This window comes from Shigella sonnei (assembly GCF_002950395.1).
GTDB lineage: Bacteria > Pseudomonadota > Gammaproteobacteria > Enterobacterales > Enterobacteriaceae > ECMA0423.
Genome location: NZ_CP026802.1, coordinates 2,869,915 through 2,886,467, shown reverse-complemented (window position 1 = coordinate 2,886,467; position 16,553 = coordinate 2,869,915). Strand labels below are relative to the sequence as shown.

Annotated in this window: 10 protein-coding genes; 7 read left to right on the top strand and 3 right to left on the bottom strand. The window is 52.6% G+C overall.

The genetic code is table 11. The features are described from left to right. Positions 1-54: 54 nt before the first annotated feature. Entirely contained in the window at positions 55-948 is an 894-nt protein-coding gene (gene nadC, locus C1P89_RS15090; protein ID WP_001135184.1) for a carboxylating nicotinate-nucleotide diphosphorylase, read from the bottom strand. 87 nt (positions 949-1,035) lie between these two features. On the opposite strand from nadC, the gene ampD reads away from it, so the two are divergent. Further along, positions 1,036-1,587, top strand: coding sequence for a 1,6-anhydro-N-acetylmuramyl-L-alanine amidase AmpD (gene ampD, locus C1P89_RS15085; protein WP_000923726.1), 552 nt, complete (start codon positions 1,036-1,038; stop codon positions 1,585-1,587). Further along, a complete protein-coding gene (gene ampE / locus C1P89_RS15080; RefSeq protein WP_000172005.1) occupies positions 1,584-2,438 on the top strand; it encodes a beta-lactamase regulator AmpE in 855 nt (284 codons plus the stop codon). Before ampD ends, ampE begins: the two co-directional genes overlap by 4 nt. A gap of 42 nt (positions 2,439-2,480) precedes the next feature. On the opposite strand, the gene aroP is transcribed toward ampE, so the two are convergent. Next, positions 2,481-3,854, bottom strand: a complete 1,374-nt coding sequence (gene aroP / locus C1P89_RS15075) for an aromatic amino acid transporter AroP (protein ID WP_011310135.1) — start codon at positions 3,852-3,854, stop codon at positions 2,481-2,483. 540 nt (positions 3,855-4,394) lie between these two features. Between aroP and pdhR the strand changes: the two genes are divergently transcribed. The 4 genes from pdhR to lpdA all read left to right on the top strand — a co-directional run bounded on the left by pdhR (position 4,395) and on the right by lpdA (position 11,639). Further along, complete coding sequence (gene pdhR, locus C1P89_RS15070) at positions 4,395-5,159, top strand: pyruvate dehydrogenase complex transcriptional repressor PdhR (protein ID WP_000331776.1); 765 nt, start codon at positions 4,395-4,397, stop codon at positions 5,157-5,159. 160 nt (positions 5,160-5,319) lie between these two features. Beyond that, the gene (gene aceE / locus C1P89_RS15065; protein WP_000003815.1) at positions 5,320-7,983 is read left to right on the top strand and encodes a pyruvate dehydrogenase (acetyl-transferring), homodimeric type; all 2,664 of its coding nucleotides are present in this window, start codon (positions 5,320-5,322) and stop codon (positions 7,981-7,983) included. Between the two features lie 14 nt (positions 7,984-7,997). After that, complete coding sequence (aceF, locus tag C1P89_RS15060) at positions 7,998-9,890, top strand: pyruvate dehydrogenase complex dihydrolipoyllysine-residue acetyltransferase (RefSeq protein WP_000963536.1); 1,893 nt, start codon at positions 7,998-8,000, stop codon at positions 9,888-9,890. Between the two features lie 324 nt (positions 9,891-10,214). Beyond that, positions 10,215-11,639, top strand: a complete 1,425-nt coding sequence (lpdA, locus tag C1P89_RS15055; RefSeq protein ID WP_000102485.1) for a dihydrolipoyl dehydrogenase — start codon at positions 10,215-10,217, stop codon at positions 11,637-11,639. Between the two features lie 70 nt (positions 11,640-11,709). Here lpdA and C1P89_RS15050 read toward each other — a convergent pair whose 3' ends face one another. Next, complete coding sequence (locus tag C1P89_RS15050) at positions 11,710-13,467, bottom strand: DUF3300 domain-containing protein (RefSeq protein WP_000784449.1); 1,758 nt, start codon at positions 13,465-13,467, stop codon at positions 11,710-11,712. A 354-nt stretch (positions 13,468-13,821) separates the two neighbouring features. Here C1P89_RS15050 and acnB point away from each other — a divergent pair, with 354 nt between their 5' ends. Beyond that, complete coding sequence (gene acnB / locus C1P89_RS15045; RefSeq protein ID WP_001307570.1) at positions 13,822-16,419, top strand: bifunctional aconitate hydratase 2/2-methylisocitrate dehydratase; 2,598 nt, start codon at positions 13,822-13,824, stop codon at positions 16,417-16,419. Positions 16,420-16,553 lie beyond the last annotated feature (134 nt).

The following is a 16,553-nucleotide window of genomic DNA, read 5'->3' as shown; positions in this document are numbered from 1 at the left end:
GTTGGGGAAGGGGAGATTATCCGCCCGCGATGGAGCGGATAAATCTGTCAGCAATTAGCGAAAACGCATTGAAAGGTCGAGTGCTTGTACGTGTTTAGTTAGCGCACCGACGGAGATAAAGTCCACGCCCGTTTCGGCAAATTCGCGCAGTGTTTTGTCAGTGACGTTGCCAGACACTTCCAGTAGCGCCTTGCCGTTGGTGCGTTTGACGGCTTCGCGCATCTGTTCTGTTTCGAAGTTATCCAGCATGATGATATCGGCTCCTGCTTTCAGGGCTTCATCAAGTTCTTCCAGATTCTCTACTTCGACTTCTACTGGCGCATCCGGGTGCAGCCAGGACGCTTTTTCGACGGCCTGGCGCACTGAGCCGGAGGCAATAATATGATTTTCTTTGATCAGGAAGGCATCAGAAAGCCCCAGACGGTGATTCGCTCCGCCGCCGCAAAGTACCGCGTATTTCAGAGCTGAACGCAGGCCAGGTAAGGTTTTGCGCGTATCCAACAACTGCGTGTTGGTGCCTTCCAGTAATTCGACATAGTGGCGTACCTTACTGGCAACTCCTGAAAGGGTTTGCACAAAATTAAGCGCAGTGCGTTCGCCCGTTAACAGCACGCGGGATGGGCCTTCAAGTTCGAACAAGGGTTGATTGGCGTTGATGACATCGCCGTCATCCACATGCCAGATTATGGTGACATCGTCGCCTGCCAGTTGAATAAACACCTCTTCAACCCAGCGTTTGCCGCAAAATACGCCATTCTCGCGGGTGCTCACCGTGGCATGAGAGCGAGAGTTTTCCGGTAAAAGTTTTGCCGTAATGTCATTGTTGGCATCGACTGTTCCGCCTAAATCTTCCCGCAGCGCCTGGGCCACCGCGCCGGGGATATCGAGATTAATGCGTTCCAGCAGCTCGTCACGTCGGGTGTCAGGGTTATAGCGGCGAGGCGGCATGTTAAAACTCCAGATAGCTAACGAATCATAAGGTAGAAACATGCTACTCTGAACCGGGTATTAGCACCACATATAAGGAGATCCTGCATGTTGTTAGAACAGGGGTGGCTGGTTGGCGCGCGCCGCGTTCCCTCACCACATTACGATTGCCGCCCGGATGACGAAACACCCACCCTGCTGGTGGTGCACAATATTAGCCTGCCGCCAGGCGAGTTTGGCGGTCCGTGGATCGACGCATTATTCACTGGAACTATTGATCCGCAGGCACATCCTTTCTTTGCTGAGATCGCCCATTTGCGCGTCTCCGCTCACTGTTTGATTCGCCGTGATGGTGAAATAGTCCAGTATGTTCCTTTCGATAAACGTGCTTGGCATGCGGGAGTCTCTCAGTATCAGGGGCGTGAACGCTGCAATGATTTTTCTATTGGGATTGAGCTTGAAGGCACCGATACTCTGGCGTATACCGATGCGCAGTATCAACAGCTTGCGGCGGTTACGCGGGCACTGATAGATCGCTATCCCGATATCGCTAATAACATGACGGGCCATTGTGATATTGCGCCGGATCGGAAAACCGATCCCGGTCCTGCATTTGATTGGGCACGGTTTCGTGCGCTGGTCAGCAAGGAGACAACATGACGCTATTTACAACCTTACTGGTGTTAATTTTCGAGCGCCTGTTTAAGTTGGGCGAGCACTGGCAGCTTGATCATCGTCTTGAAGCGTTCTTTCGGCGGGTGAAACATTTTTCTCTCGGGCGCACGTTAGGCATGACCATTATTGCGATGGGCGTGACTTTTTTACTGTTACGCGCATTGCAGGGAGTATTGTTCAACGTTCCCACGCTGCTGGTGTGGCTGCTGATTGGTTTGCTGTGTATTGGCGCAGGTAAAGTTCGTCTTCATTATCATGCTTATCTGACAGCTGCTTCACGTAATGATAGCCATGCCCGTGCCACGATGGCTGGCGAACTCACCATGATTCACGGCGTCCCGGCAGGCTGCGACGAACGTGAGTATTTGCGTGAGCTGCAAAATGCATTGCTGTGGATTAACTTTCGTTTTTATCTTGCACCGCTGTTCTGGTTGATTGTGGGGGGAACCTGGGGACCCGTTACGCTGATGGGGTATGCGTTTTTGCGTGCATGGCAATACTGGCTGGCGCGATACCAGACGCCGCATCATCGTTTACAGTCCGGCATTGATGCCGTGCTTCATGTACTGGATTGGGTGCCGGTTCGTCTTGCGGGTGTGGTATATGCCTTGATCGGTCATGGGGAGAAAGCGTTACCGGCCTGGTTTGCTTCGCTGGGTGACTTCCATACTTCGCAGTATCAGGTGTTAACGCGTCTGGCGCAGTTCTCTCTGGCGCGTGAACCGCATGTCGATAAGGTGGAGACGCCGAAGGCAGCGGTTTCAATGGCGAAGAAAACCTCGTTCGTGGTCGTGGTGGTGATTGCGCTACTGACGATTTACGGAGCGTTGGTGTAAAGATTATTGCCCTCACCCTGCATGGGTGAGGGCGTAGAGAGATTAATGCGCTTTTACGGCTTTGGCGGTTTTCTCTTTAAACAGATAGCCGATACCTAACACGATCAGCCATACCGGGATCAGGTATACCGAAATCGCCATTCCTGGGGTCATCAGCATAATCACCAGTACCGCCGCCATAAACAGCAGGCAGATCCAGTTACCCAGCGGATAAAGCAGAGCAGGGAAGCGAGTTACCACGCCTTGTTCCTGCTTGGCGCGACGGAACTTCATATGCGCCAGACTGATCATCGCCCAGTTGATCACCAGTGCGGATACCACCAGTGCCATTAACAGGCCAAATGCGGATTCCGGAGCAAGATAGTTAATCAATACGCACAATGCTGTAACCAGCGCAGACACCAGAATGGTGTTAACCGGTACGCCGCGTTTATCGACAGACGCCAGCGCTTTTGGCGCATTACCCTGTTGTGCCAGACCAAACAGCATACGGCTGTTGCAATATACGCAGCTGTTGTACACGGAGAGCGCCGCAGTCAGTACCACGATGTTCAGCGCATTCGCCACAAAGGTATCGCCTAACTCGTGGAAGATCAGCACAAACGGACTGGTATCGGCGGTAACGCGGGTCCACGGCATCAGTGAGAGCAGAACGGCTAACGAACCAATATAGAAAATCAGGATGCGGTAGATAACCTGGTTAGTCGCTTTCGGGATACTTTGCTCCGGGTTATCAGCTTCTGCTGCGGTGATCCCCACCAGTTCCAGACCACCGAACGAGAACATGATAATCGCCATCATCATCACCAGTCCGGTGAAGCCGTGCGGCAGGAAACCACCTTGATCCCACAGGTTGCTAACGCTCGCCTGCGGGCCGCCGTTGCCACTGAACAGCAGCCAGCCGCCGAAGATGATCATCGCTACTATCGCAATAACTTTGATAATGGCAAACCAGAACTCCATCTCGCCAAACACTTTAACGTTGGTCAGGTTGATGGCGTTAATCACCACAAAGAATACGGCGGCAGAAACCCAGGTTGGGATTTCCGGATACCAGAACTGAATGTATTTACCCACGGCAGTCAGCTCTGCCATGGCAACTAAAACGTACAGTACCCAGTAGTTCCAGCCAGAGGCGAAACCGGCAAAACTGCCCCAGTATTTATAAGCAAAGTGGCTAAAGGAGCCTGCGACAGGTTCTTCGACCACCATTTCACCCAGCTGACGCATGATCAGAAAGGCGATAAAACCAGCAATGGCGTAACCCAGGATAATCCCTGGCCCTGCGGACTGTATTACGGAGGCGCTACCCAGGAATAGCCCTGTCCCTATCGCGCCACCCAGCGCGATAAGCTGAATATGGCGGTTTTTAAGGCCGCGCTTTAGCTGCTCGCCGTGCTGTTGACCTTCCATCATGAAACCTCGTGCGGTGATTGTTTTTTTGATCTACGCAGTGATGCGTGTGTAAGTTTGCAATTCCGTTTGTTGTATTAATTTTTTTACATCAAAGAAGTTTGAATTGTTACAAAAAGACTTCCGTCAGATCAAGAATAATGGTATGCGGCAGCGAATGCACCCGCTTTATGCATGGTTGAAGATGAGTTGCTTAAAAAGAAACCGTTTGTAAAGCTCAGCCTCAACCCCTCTCAATATGCAGAATGAATTTAAATTCGTTTTTATTGACTTAAAAATCAAAAAATTGGTAAGTGAATCGGTTCAATTCGGATTTTTATAGTTTAATAATCGTTAAAAAATCCCTTTCCTACGTAAAGTCTACATTTGTGCATAGTTACAATTTTGAAACGTTATATATGTCAAGTTGTTAAAATGTGCACAGTTTCATGATTTCAATCAAAACCTGTATGGACATAAGGTGAATACTTTGTTACTTTAGCGTCACAGACATGAAATTGGTAAGACCAATTGACTTCGGCAAGTGGCTTAAGACAGGAACTCATGGCCTACAGCAAAATCCGCCAACCAAAACTCTCCGATGTGATTGAGCAGCAACTGGAGTTTTTGATTCTCGAAGGCACTCTCCGCCCGGGCGAAAAACTCCCACCGGAACGCGAACTGGCAAAACAGTTCGACGTCTCCCGTCCCTCCTTGCGTGAGGCGATTCAACGTCTCGAAGCGAAGGGCTTGTTGCTTCGTCGCCAGGGTGGCGGCACTTTTGTCCAGAGCAGCCTATGGCAAAGCTTCAGCGATCCGCTGGTGGAGCTGCTCTCCGACCATCCTGAATCACAGTATGACTTGCTCGAAACACGACACGCCCTGGAAGGTATCGCCGCTTATTACGCCGCGCTGCGTAGTACCGATGAAGACAAGGAACGCATCCGTGAACTCCACCACGCCATAGAGCTGGCGCAGCAGTCTGGCGATCTGGACGCGGAATCAAACGCCGTACTCCAGTATCAGATTGCCGTCACCGAAGCGGCCCACAATGTGGTTCTGCTTCATCTGCTAAGGTGTATGGAGCCGATGTTGGCCCAGAATGTCCGCCAGAACTTCGAATTGCTCTATTCGCGTCGCGAGATGCTGCCGCTGGTGAGTAGTCACCGCACCCGCATATTTGAAGCGATTATGGCCGGTAAGCCGGAAGAAGCGCGCGAAGCATCGCATCGCCATCTGGCCTTTATCGAAGAAATTTTGCTCGACAGAAGTCGTGAAGAGAGCCGCCGTGAGCGTTCTCTGCGTCGTCTGGAGCAACGAAAGAATTAGTGATTTTTCTGGTAAAAATTATCCAGAAGATGTTGTAAATCAAGCGTATATAAAAGCGCGGCAACTAAACGTAGAACCTGTCTTATTGAGCTTTCCGGCGAGAGTTCAATGGGACAGGTTCCAGAAAACTCAACGTTATTAGATAGATAAGGAATAACCCATGTCAGAACGTTTCCCAAATGACGTGGATCCGATCGAAACTCGCGACTGGCTCCAGGCGATCGAATCGGTCATCCGTGAAGAAGGTGTTGAGCGTGCTCAGTATCTGATCGACCAACTGCTTGCTGAAGCCCGCAAAGGCGGTGTAAACGTAGCCGCAGGCACAGGTATCAGCAACTACATCAACACCATCCCCGTTGAAGAACAACCGGAGTATCCGGGTAATCTGGAACTGGAACGCCGTATTCGTTCAGCTATCCGCTGGAACGCCATCATGACGGTGCTGCGTGCGTCGAAAAAAGACCTCGAACTGGGCGGCCATATGGCGTCCTTCCAGTCTTCCGCAACCATTTATGATGTGTGCTTTAACCACTTCTTCCGTGCACGCAACGAGCAGGATGGCGGCGACCTGGTTTACTTCCAGGGCCACATCTCCCCGGGCGTGTACGCTCGTGCTTTCCTGGAAGGTCGTCTGACTCAAGAGCAGCTGGATAACTTCCGTCAGGAAGTTCACGGCAATGGCCTCTCTTCCTATCCGCACCCGAAACTGATGCCGGAATTCTGGCAGTTCCCGACCGTATCTATGGGTCTGGGGCCGATTGGTGCTATTTACCAGGCTAAATTCCTGAAATATCTGGAACACCGTGGCCTGAAAGATACCTCTAAACAGACCGTTTACGCGTTCCTCGGCGACGGTGAAATGGACGAACCGGAATCCAAAGGTGCGATCACCATCGCTACCCGTGAAAAACTGGATAACCTGGTCTTCGTTATCAACTGTAACCTGCAGCGTCTTGACGGCCCGGTCACCGGTAACGGCAAGATCATCAACGAACTGGAAGGCATCTTCGAAGGTGCTGGCTGGAACGTTATCAAAGTGATGTGGGGTAGCCGTTGGGATGAACTGCTGCGTAAAGATACCAGCGGTAAACTGATCCAGCTGATGAACGAAACCGTTGACGGCGACTACCAGACCTTCAAATCGAAAGATGGTGCGTACGTTCGTGAACACTTCTTCGGTAAATATCCTGAAACCGCAGCACTGGTTGCAGACTGGACTGACGAGCAGATCTGGGCACTGAACCGTGGTGGTCACGATCCGAAGAAAATCTACGCTGCATTCAAGAAAGCGCAGGAAACCAAAGGCAAAGCGACAGTAATCCTTGCTCATACCATTAAAGGTTACGGCATGGGCGACGCGGCTGAAGGTAAAAACATCGCGCACCAGGTTAAGAAAATGAACATGGACGGCGTGCGTCACATCCGCGACCGTTTCAATGTGCCGGTGTCTGATGCAGATATCGAAAAACTGCCGTACATCACCTTCCCGGAAGGTTCTGAAGAGCATACCTATCTGCACGCACAGCGTCAGAAACTGCACGGTTATCTGCCAAGCCGTCAGCCGAACTTCACCGAGAAGCTTGAGCTGCCGAGCCTGCAAGACTTCGGCGCGCTGCTGGAAGAGCAGAGCAAAGAGATCTCTACCACTATCGCTTTCGTTCGTGCCCTGAACGTAATGCTGAAGAACAAGTCGATCAAAGATCGTCTGGTACCGATCATCGCCGACGAAGCGCGTACTTTCGGTATGGAAGGTCTGTTCCGTCAGATTGGTATTTACAGCCCGAACGGTCAGCAGTACATCCCGCAGGACCGCGAGCAGGTTGCTTACTATAAAGAAGACGAGAAAGGTCAGATTCTGCAGGAAGGGATCAACGAGCTGGGCGCAGGGTGTTCCTGGCTGGCAGCGGCGACCTCTTACAGCACCAACAATCTGCCGATGATTCCGTTCTACATCTATTACTCGATGTTCGGCTTCCAGCGTATCGGCGATCTGTGCTGGGCGGCTGGCGACCAGCAAGCGCGTGGCTTCCTGATCGGCGGTACTTCCGGTCGTACCACCCTGAACGGTGAAGGTCTGCAGCACGAAGATGGTCACAGCCACATTCAGTCGCTGACTATCCCGAACTGTATCTCTTACGACCCGGCTTACGCTTACGAAGTTGCTGTCATCATGCATGACGGTCTGGAGCGTATGTACGGTGAAAAACAAGAGAACGTTTACTACTACATCACTACGCTGAACGAAAACTACCACATGCCGGCAATGCCGGAAGGTGCTGAGGAAGGTATCCGTAAAGGTATCTACAAACTCGAAACCATTGAAGGTAGCAAAGGTAAAGTTCAGCTGCTGGGCTCCGGTTCTATCCTGCGTCACGTCCGTGAAGCGGCAGAGATCCTGGCGAAAGATTACGGCGTAGGTTCTGACGTTTATAGCGTGACCTCCTTCACCGAGCTGGCGCGTGATGGTCAGGATTGTGAACGCTGGAACATGCTTCATCCGCTGGAAACTCCGCGCGTTCCGTATATCGCTCAGGTGATGAACGACGCTCCGGCAGTGGCATCTACCGACTATATGAAACTGTTCGCTGAGCAGGTCCGTACTTACGTACCGGCTGACGACTACCGCGTACTGGGTACTGATGGCTTCGGTCGTTCCGACAGCCGTGAGAACCTGCGTCACCACTTCGAAGTTGATGCTTCTTATGTCGTGGTTGCGGCGCTGGGCGAACTGGCTAAACGTGGCGAAATCGATAAGAAAGTGGTTGCTGACGCAATCGCCAAATTCAACATCGATGCAGATAAAGTTAACCCGCGTCTGGCGTAAGAGGTAAAAGAATAATGGCTATCGAAATCAAAGTACCGGACATCGGGGCTGATGAAGTTGAAATCACCGAGATCCTGGTCAAAGTGGGCGACAAAGTTGAAGCCGAACAGTCGCTGATCACCGTAGAAGGCGACAAAGCCTCTATGGAAGTTCCGTCTCCGCAGGCGGGTATCGTTAAAGAGATCAAAGTCTCTGTTGGCGATAAAACCCAGACCGGCGCACTGATTATGATTTTCGATTCCGCCGACGGTGCAGCAGACGCTGCACCTGCTCAGGCAGAAGAGAAGAAAGAAGCAGCTCCGGCAGCAGCACCCGCGGCTGCGGCGGCAAAAGACGTTAACGTTCCGGATATCGGCAGCGACGAAGTTGAAGTGACCGAAATCCTGGTGAAAGTTGGCGATAAAGTTGAAGCTGAACAGTCGCTGATCACCGTAGAAGGCGATAAAGCTTCTATGGAAGTTCCGGCTCCGTTTGCTGGCACCGTGAAAGAGATCAAAGTGAACGTGGGTGACAAAGTGTCTACCGGCTCGCTGATTATGGTCTTCGAAGTCGCGGGTGAAGCAGGCGCGGCAGCTCCGGCGGCTAAACAGGAAGCAGCTCCGGCAGCGGCCCCTGCATCAGCGGCTGGCGTGAAAGAAGTTAACGTTCCGGATATCGGCGGTGACGAAGTTGAAGTGACCGAAGTGATGGTGAAAGTGGGCGACAAAGTTGCCGCTGAACAATCGCTTATCACCGTAGAAGGCGATAAAGCTTCTATGGAGGTCCCGGCTCCGTTTGCAGGCGTCGTGAAGGAACTGAAAGTCAACGTTGGCGATAAAGTGAAAACTGGCTCGCTGATTATGATCTTCGAAGTTGAAGGCGCAGCGCCTGCGGCAGCTCCTGCGAAACAGGAAGCGGCAGCGCCGGCTCCGGCAGCGAAAGCTGAAGCCCCGGCAGCAGCTCCGGCTGCGAAAGCCGAAGGCAAATCTGAATTTGCTGAAAACGACGCTTACGTTCACGCGACTCCGCTGATCCGCCGTCTGGCACGCGAGTTTGGCGTTAACCTGGCGAAAGTGAAGGGCACTGGTCGTAAAGGTCGTATCCTGCGCGAAGACGTTCAGGCTTACGTGAAAGAAGCTATCAAACGTGCAGAAGCAGCTCCGGCGGCGACTGGCGGTGGTATCCCTGGCATGCTGCCGTGGCCGAAGGTGGACTTCAGCAAGTTTGGCGAAATCGAAGAAGTGGAACTGGGCCGTATCCAGAAAATTTCTGGTGCTAACCTGAGCCGTAACTGGGTGATGATCCCGCATGTTACCCACTTCGACAAAACCGATATCACCGAGCTGGAAGCGTTCCGTAAACAGCAGAACGAAGAAGCGGCGAAACGTAAGCTGGATGTGAAGCTCACCCCGGTTGTCTTCATCATGAAAGCCGTTGCTGCAGCTCTTGAGCAGATGCCTCGCTTCAATAGTTCGCTGTCGGAAGACGGTCAGCGTCTGACCCTGAAGAAATACATCAACATCGGTGTGGCGGTGGATACCCCGAACGGTCTGGTTGTTCCGGTATTCAAAGACGTCAACAAGAAAGGCATCATCGAGCTGTCTCGCGAGCTGATGACTATTTCTAAGAAAGCGCGTGACGGTAAGCTGACTGCGGGCGAAATGCAGGGCGGTTGCTTCACCATCTCCAGCATCGGCGGCCTGGGTACTACCCACTTCGCGCCGATTGTGAACGCGCCGGAAGTGGCTATCCTCGGCGTTTCCAAGTCCGCGATGGAGCCGGTGTGGAATGGTAAAGAGTTCGTGCCGCGTCTGATGCTGCCGATTTCTCTCTCCTTCGACCACCGCGTGATCGACGGTGCTGATGGTGCCCGTTTCATTACCATCATTAACAACACGCTGTCTGACATTCGCCGTCTGGTGATGTAAGTAAAAGAGCCGGCCCAACGGCCGGCTTTTTTCTGGTAATCTCATGAATGTATTGAGGTTATTAGCGAATAGACAAATCGGTTGCCGTTTGTTGTTTAAAAATTGTTAACAATTTTGTAAAATACCGACGGATAGAACGACCCGGTGGTGGTTAGGGTATTACTTCACATACCCTATGGATTTCTGGGTGCAGCAAGGTAGCAAGCGCCAGAATCCCCAGGAGCTTACATAAGTAAGTGACTGGGGTGAGGGCGTGAAGCTAACGCCGCTGCGGCCTGAAAGACGACGGGTATGACCGCCGGAGATAAATATATAGAGGTCATGATGAGTACTGAAATCAAAACTCAGGTCGTGGTACTTGGGGCAGGCCCCGCAGGTTACTCCGCTGCCTTCCGTTGCGCTGATTTAGGTCTGGAAACCGTAATCGTAGAACGTTACAACACCCTTGGCGGTGTTTGCCTGAACGTCGGCTGTATCCCTTCTAAAGCACTGCTGCACGTAGCAAAAGTTATCGAAGAAGCCAAAGCGCTGGCTGAACACGGTATCGTCTTCGGCGAACCGAAAACCGATATTGACAAGATTCGTACTTGGAAAGAGAAAGTGATCAATCAGCTGACCGGTGGTCTGGCTGGTATGGCGAAAGGCCGCAAAGTCAAAGTGGTCAACGGTCTGGGTAAATTCACCGGGGCTAACACCCTGGAAGTTGAAGGTGAGAACGGCAAAACCGTGATCAACTTCGACAATGCGATCATTGCAGCGGGTTCTCGCCCGATCCAACTGCCGTTTATTCCGCATGAAGATCCGCGTATCTGGGACTCCACTGACGCGCTGGAACTGAAAGAAGTACCAGAACGCCTGCTGGTAATGGGTGGCGGTATCATCGGTCTGGAAATGGGCACCGTATACCACGCGCTGGGTTCACAGATTGACGTGGTTGAAATGTTCGACCAGGTTATCCCGGCAGCTGACAAAGACATCGTTAAAGTCTTCACCAAGCGTATCAGCAAGAAATTCAACCTGATGCTGGAAACCAAAGTTACCGCCGTTGAAGCGAAAGAAGACGGTATTTATGTGACGATGGAAGGCAAAAAAGCACCCGCTGAACCGCAGCGTTACGACGCCGTGCTGGTAGCGATTGGTCGTGTGCCGAACGGTAAAAACCTCGACGCAGGCAAAGCTGGCGTGGAAGTGGACGACCGTGGTTTCATCCGCGTTGACAAACAGCTGCGTACCAACGTACCGCACATCTTTGCTATCGGCGATATCGTTGGTCAGCCGATGCTGGCACACAAAGGTGTTCACGAAGGTCACGTTGCCGCTGAAGTTATCGCCGGTAAAAAACACTACTTCGATCCGAAAGTTATCCCGTCTATCGCCTATACCGAACCAGAAGTTGCATGGGTAGGTCTGACTGAGAAAGAAGCGAAAGAGAAAGGCATCAGCTATGAAACCGCCACCTTCCCGTGGGCTGCTTCTGGTCGTGCTATCGCTTCCGACTGCGCAGACGGTATGACCAAGCTGATTTTCGACAAAGAATCTCACCGTGTGATCGGTGGTGCGATTGTCGGTACTAACGGCGGTGAGCTGCTGGGTGAAATCGGTCTGGCAATCGAAATGGGTTGTGATGCTGAAGACATCGCACTGACCATCCACGCGCACCCGACTCTGCACGAGTCTGTGGGCCTGGCGGCAGAAGTGTTCGAAGGTAGCATTACCGACCTGCCGAACCCGAAAGCGAAGAAGAAGTAATTTTTCGTTTGCCGGAACATCCGGCAATTAAAAAAGCGGCTAACCACGCCGCTTTTTTTACGTCTGCAATTTACCTTTCCTGTCGCCTTGCTCCGCGCTCAGAGAGACGTTCGCGTACTGCTGACCGTTGCTCGTTATTCAGCCTGACAGTATGGTTACTGTCGTTTAGACGTTGTGGGCGGCTCTCCTGAACTTTTTCCCGAAAAACCTGACGTTGTTCAGGTGATGCCGATTGTATACGCTGGCGGGCGTTATCACGTTGCTGTTGGTTCAGTGGGCGCTGCTGTACTTTTTCCTTAAACACCTGGCGCTGTTCGGGAGTTGCAGACTGAATACGCTCACGCGCTGCCTCTCTTCGCTGCTGGTTCTGTGGGTTAGTCTGCATTTTCTCGCGAACCGCCTGGCGCTGCTCAGGAGAGGCCGATTGATAACGCTGACGAGCGGCGTCCTTTTGTTGCTGGGTCAGTGGTTGGCGACGGCTGAAGTCGCGGAAGTCGTCATAGCTCCCATAGTGTTCAGCTTCATTAAACCGCTGTGCCGCTGCCTGACGTTGGGTATCTCGTGTAATGACGGGGGCGGCGTGTGTTCGTTGCTGAAACTGACTTGCTGCCGCCTGACGCTGGCTGTCGCGTGTTGGAGCAGGTAGCTGCGTGGCACTCATTCCGCCGTTGACATCGGTTTGATGAAACCGCTTTGCCATATCCTGATCATGATAGGGCACACCATTACGGTAGTTTGGATTGTGCCGCCATGCCATATTCTTATCAGTAAGATGCTCACCGGTGATACGGTTGAAATTGTTGACGTCGATATTGATGTTGTCGCCGTTGTGTTGCCAGCCATTACCGTCACGATGACCGCCATCGTGGTGATGATAATCATCATCGTCATGATGATGATGGTCATGATCGTCGTCATCCCAGTCGATGCTGCTAAATAGTGCGTACGTGGTAGCAACGCCCATGCTATAGCCGAATCCGCGCACAAAGCTGTCAACAAACGGTTCTCCGGCTGGTGGTGGCAGATAAACCGGCGGATACGCAGTATTGGCCCAGTTCCCGTAAACCACGGTTGGGTTGTAGTTGGGAATATAGACCACATCAGGATTGGCGGGCTCAATGGAAATGACGGTTGTTGCCGGCTCTGTAATGACGGGGTTGGCAGTTAAAACGGTATTGGATGGTATGACGGGTGCCGTGACTGTCTGTTTTACCGGTACAGCTTTCTTCGTTGTGGTAATAACTTTCTGTTCGGTTGATGACTTCAGCGAGCCGGTTTGTTGCGCCAGTTGCCGCAATCGCTGTACCGAGTCCATCACGTCCTGCGGCTGCGCCAGAAAAGCATCGCCCAGGTTTTGCACCCATTGCGGGTTTTCGCCCATCAATGCCATCAATTGTGGAAAGGCCACCAGTGATTTAACGCTGGCGTCCCACGGCTGGTCAGATACCGCCTGAATAGCAGCATCGCCTTGTTTAAGTGGATTATCGTGCGACCATTGCACTGCTTGAGCAACGTTTGCCGGATAGGTTGATGCCATTAACACTTGTGAAAGCAGAGAATCGGGGTACAGCGCGACAGGCGCAACCCATTGATCGATTTGTGCAGTGCTGAATGCGGATTTGACGACGGCGGGCGTTACGGGCGGTGCGGAAACCGTTGCAGGAAGCGTAACTGCGGTGATGTCAGGCGCAGTCTGTTGTGTCGATTGCGTTTCCACAGGCGCTTCCACTGTGCGGCTTTTTATATATAGCCCGGCAGAGGCGGCACAAAGCCCGGCACTGCAAATTAGTGCCAGCACATGGGGTTTAAACGGCAAAGTCATTTTCATAATTCGGATCTCAAGGAAATCGCAATGGTCGGCGAACTGCCACCCGCAGGTGCTGTTAATCCGAGTATAAAGAGGCGGTAGTTTAAATTTTGACTAATCTTGGGATTCGTTGAGAAAGGTGATTATCACCATGCGAATTAACGAAGTTTTTACGGAGGGAAACAATCTCTAGACCATCCTTAACGATTCAGCCACTTTTTTATGTTGCTTTTTTGTAAACAGATTAACACGTCGTCAAAATCCTGCTATTCTGCCCGTTGCGGTACTGGGCATTTACCCTACAAACTGCTGTCTCACAGGAGCGTGAAGAGAATCGCCTGCCGCACTATGACAATGAGAGCGAGGAGAACCGTCGTGCTAGAAGAATACCGTAAGCACGTAGCTGAGCGTGCCGCTGAGGGGATTGCGCCCAAACCCCTGGATGCAAACCAAATGGCCGCACTTGTAGAGCTGCTGAAAAACCCGCCCGCGGGCGAAGAAGAATTCCTGTTAGATCTATTAACCAACCGTGTTCCCCCTGGCGTCGATGAAGCCGCCTATGTCAAAGCAGGCTTCCTGGCTGCTATCGCTAAAGGCGAAGCCAAATCCCCTCTGCTGACTCCGGAAAAAGCCATCGAACTGCTGGGTACCATGCAGGGTGGTTACAACATTCATCCGCTGATCGACGCGCTGGATGATGCCAAACTGGCACCGATCGCTGCCAAAGCACTTTCTCACACACTGCTGATGTTCGATAACTTCTATGACGTAGAAGAGAAAGCCAAAGCAGGCAACGAATATGCGAAGCAGGTAATGCAGTCCTGGGCGGATGCCGAATGGTTCCTGAATCGCCCGGCGCTGGCTGAAAAACTGACCGTTACCGTCTTCAAAGTCACTGGCGAAACCAACACTGATGACCTTTCTCCGGCACCGGATGCGTGGTCGCGCCCGGATATCCCACTGCACGCGCTGGCGATGCTGAAAAACGCCCGTGAAGGTATTGAGCCAGACCAGCCAGGTGTTGTTGGCCCGATCAAGCAAATCGAAGCTCTGCAACAGAAAGGTTTCCCGCTGGCGTACGTCGGTGACGTTGTGGGTACGGGTTCATCGCGTAAATCCGCCACGAACTCCGTTCTGTGGTTTATGGGCGATGATATTCCACATGTGCCGAACAAACGCGGCGGTGGTTTGTGCCTCGGCGGTAAAATTGCACCCATCTTCTTTAACACGATGGAAGACGCGGGTGCACTGCCAATCGAAGTCGACGTCTCTAACCTGAACATGGGCGACGTGATTGACGTTTACCCGTACAAAGGTGAAGTGCGTAACCACGAAACCGGCGAACTGCTGGCGACCTTCGAACTGAAAACCGACGTGCTGATTGATGAAGTGCGTGCTGGTGGCCGTATTCCGCTGATTATCGGGCGTGGCCTGACCACCAAAGCGCGTGAAGCACTTGGTCTGCCGCACAGTGATGTGTTCCGTCAGGCGAAAGATGTCGCTGAGAGCGATCGCGGCTTCTCGCTGGCTCAGAAAATGGTAGGTCGTGCCTGCGGTGTGAAAGGTATTCGTCCGGGCGCGTACTGCGAACCGAAAATGACTTCTGTAGGTTCACAGGACACCACCGGCCCGATGACCCGTGATGAACTGAAAGACCTGGCGTGCCTGGGCTTCTCGGCTGACCTGGTGATGCAGTCTTTCTGCCATACCGCGGCGTATCCGAAGCCAGTTGACGTGAACACGCACCACACGCTGCCGGACTTCATTATGAACCGTGGTGGTGTGTCGCTGCGTCCGGGTGACGGCGTAATCCACTCCTGGCTGAACCGTATGCTGCTGCCGGATACCGTCGGTACCGGTGGTGACTCCCATACCCGTTTCCCGATCGGTATCTCTTTCCCGGCGGGTTCTGGTCTGGTGGCATTTGCAGCCGCAACAGGCGTAATGCCGCTGGATATGCCGGAATCCGTTCTGGTGCGCTTCAAAGGCAAAATGCAGCCGGGCATCACCCTGCGCGATCTGGTACACGCGATCCCGCTGTATGCGATCAAACAAGGTCTGCTGACCGTTGAGAAGAAAGGCAAGAAAAACATCTTCTCTGGTCGCATTCTGGAAATTGAAGGTCTGCCGGATCTGAAAGTTGAGCAGGCATTTGAACTGACCGATGCGTCCGCTGAGCGTTCTGCCGCTGGTTGTACTATCAAGCTGAACAAAGAACCGATCATCGAATACCTGAACTCTAACATCGTCCTGCTGAAGTGGATGATCGCGGAAGGTTATGGCGATCGTCGTACCCTCGAACGTCGTATTCAGGGCATGGAAAAATGGCTGGCGAATCCTGAGCTGCTGGAAGCCGATGCAGATGCTGAATACGCGGCAGTGATCGACATCGATCTGGCGGATATTAAAGAGCCAATCCTCTGTGCACCGAACGACCCGGACGACGCACGTCCGCTGTCTGCGGTACAGGGCGAGAAGATCGACGAAGTGTTTATCGGTTCTTGCATGACTAACATCGGTCACTTCCGTGCTGCGGGTAAACTGCTGGATGCGCACAAAGGCCAGTTGCCGACCCGCCTGTGGGTGGCACCGCCAACCCGCATGGACGCCGCACAGTTGACTGAAGAAGGCTACTACAGCGTCTTCGGTAAGAGCGGGGCTCGTATCGAGATCCCGGGCTGTTCTCTGTGTATGGGTAACCAGGCGCGTGTAGCAGACGGTGCGACGGTGGTTTCCACCTCTACCCGTAACTTCCCGAACCGTCTGGGGACTGGCGCGAATGTCTTCCTGGCTTCTGCAGAACTGGCGGCTGTTGCGGCGCTGATTGGCAAACTGCCGACGCCGGAAGAGTACCAGACCTACGTTGCGCAAGTAGATAAAACTGCCGTTGATACTTATCGTTATCTGAACTTCAACCAGCTTTCTCAGTACACCGAAAAAGCCGATGGGGTGATTTTCCAGACTGCGGTGTAATAAGTAAGCGCACGCGCTGCGCATAAACGACACAATGCCCGGTGAATGAGATTCCCGGGCATTTTTTATTTCTAAACCATCGCCGTTCCGCTGTTTTTCTCCGGTAAGGCTGCAATAATTACATCAATAGCGCA

Coding starts and splice junctions, on each gene's coding strand:
- nadC (WP_001135184.1), bottom strand. CDS start 948: ATGCCGCCTCGCCGCTATAACCCTGACACCCGACGTGACGAGCTGCTG.
- ampD (WP_000923726.1), top strand. CDS start 1,036: ATGTTGTTAGAACAGGGGTGGCTGGTTGGCGCGCGCCGCGTTCCCTCA.
- ampE (WP_000172005.1), top strand. CDS start 1,584: ATGACGCTATTTACAACCTTACTGGTGTTAATTTTCGAGCGCCTGTTT.
- aroP (WP_011310135.1), bottom strand. CDS start 3,854: ATGATGGAAGGTCAACAGCACGGCGAGCAGCTAAAGCGCGGCCTTAAA.
- pdhR (WP_000331776.1), top strand. CDS start 4,395: ATGGCCTACAGCAAAATCCGCCAACCAAAACTCTCCGATGTGATTGAG.
- aceE (WP_000003815.1), top strand. CDS start 5,320: ATGTCAGAACGTTTCCCAAATGACGTGGATCCGATCGAAACTCGCGAC.
- aceF (WP_000963536.1), top strand. CDS start 7,998: ATGGCTATCGAAATCAAAGTACCGGACATCGGGGCTGATGAAGTTGAA.
- lpdA (WP_000102485.1), top strand. CDS start 10,215: ATGAGTACTGAAATCAAAACTCAGGTCGTGGTACTTGGGGCAGGCCCC.
- C1P89_RS15050 (WP_000784449.1), bottom strand. CDS start 13,467: ATGAAAATGACTTTGCCGTTTAAACCCCATGTGCTGGCACTAATTTGC.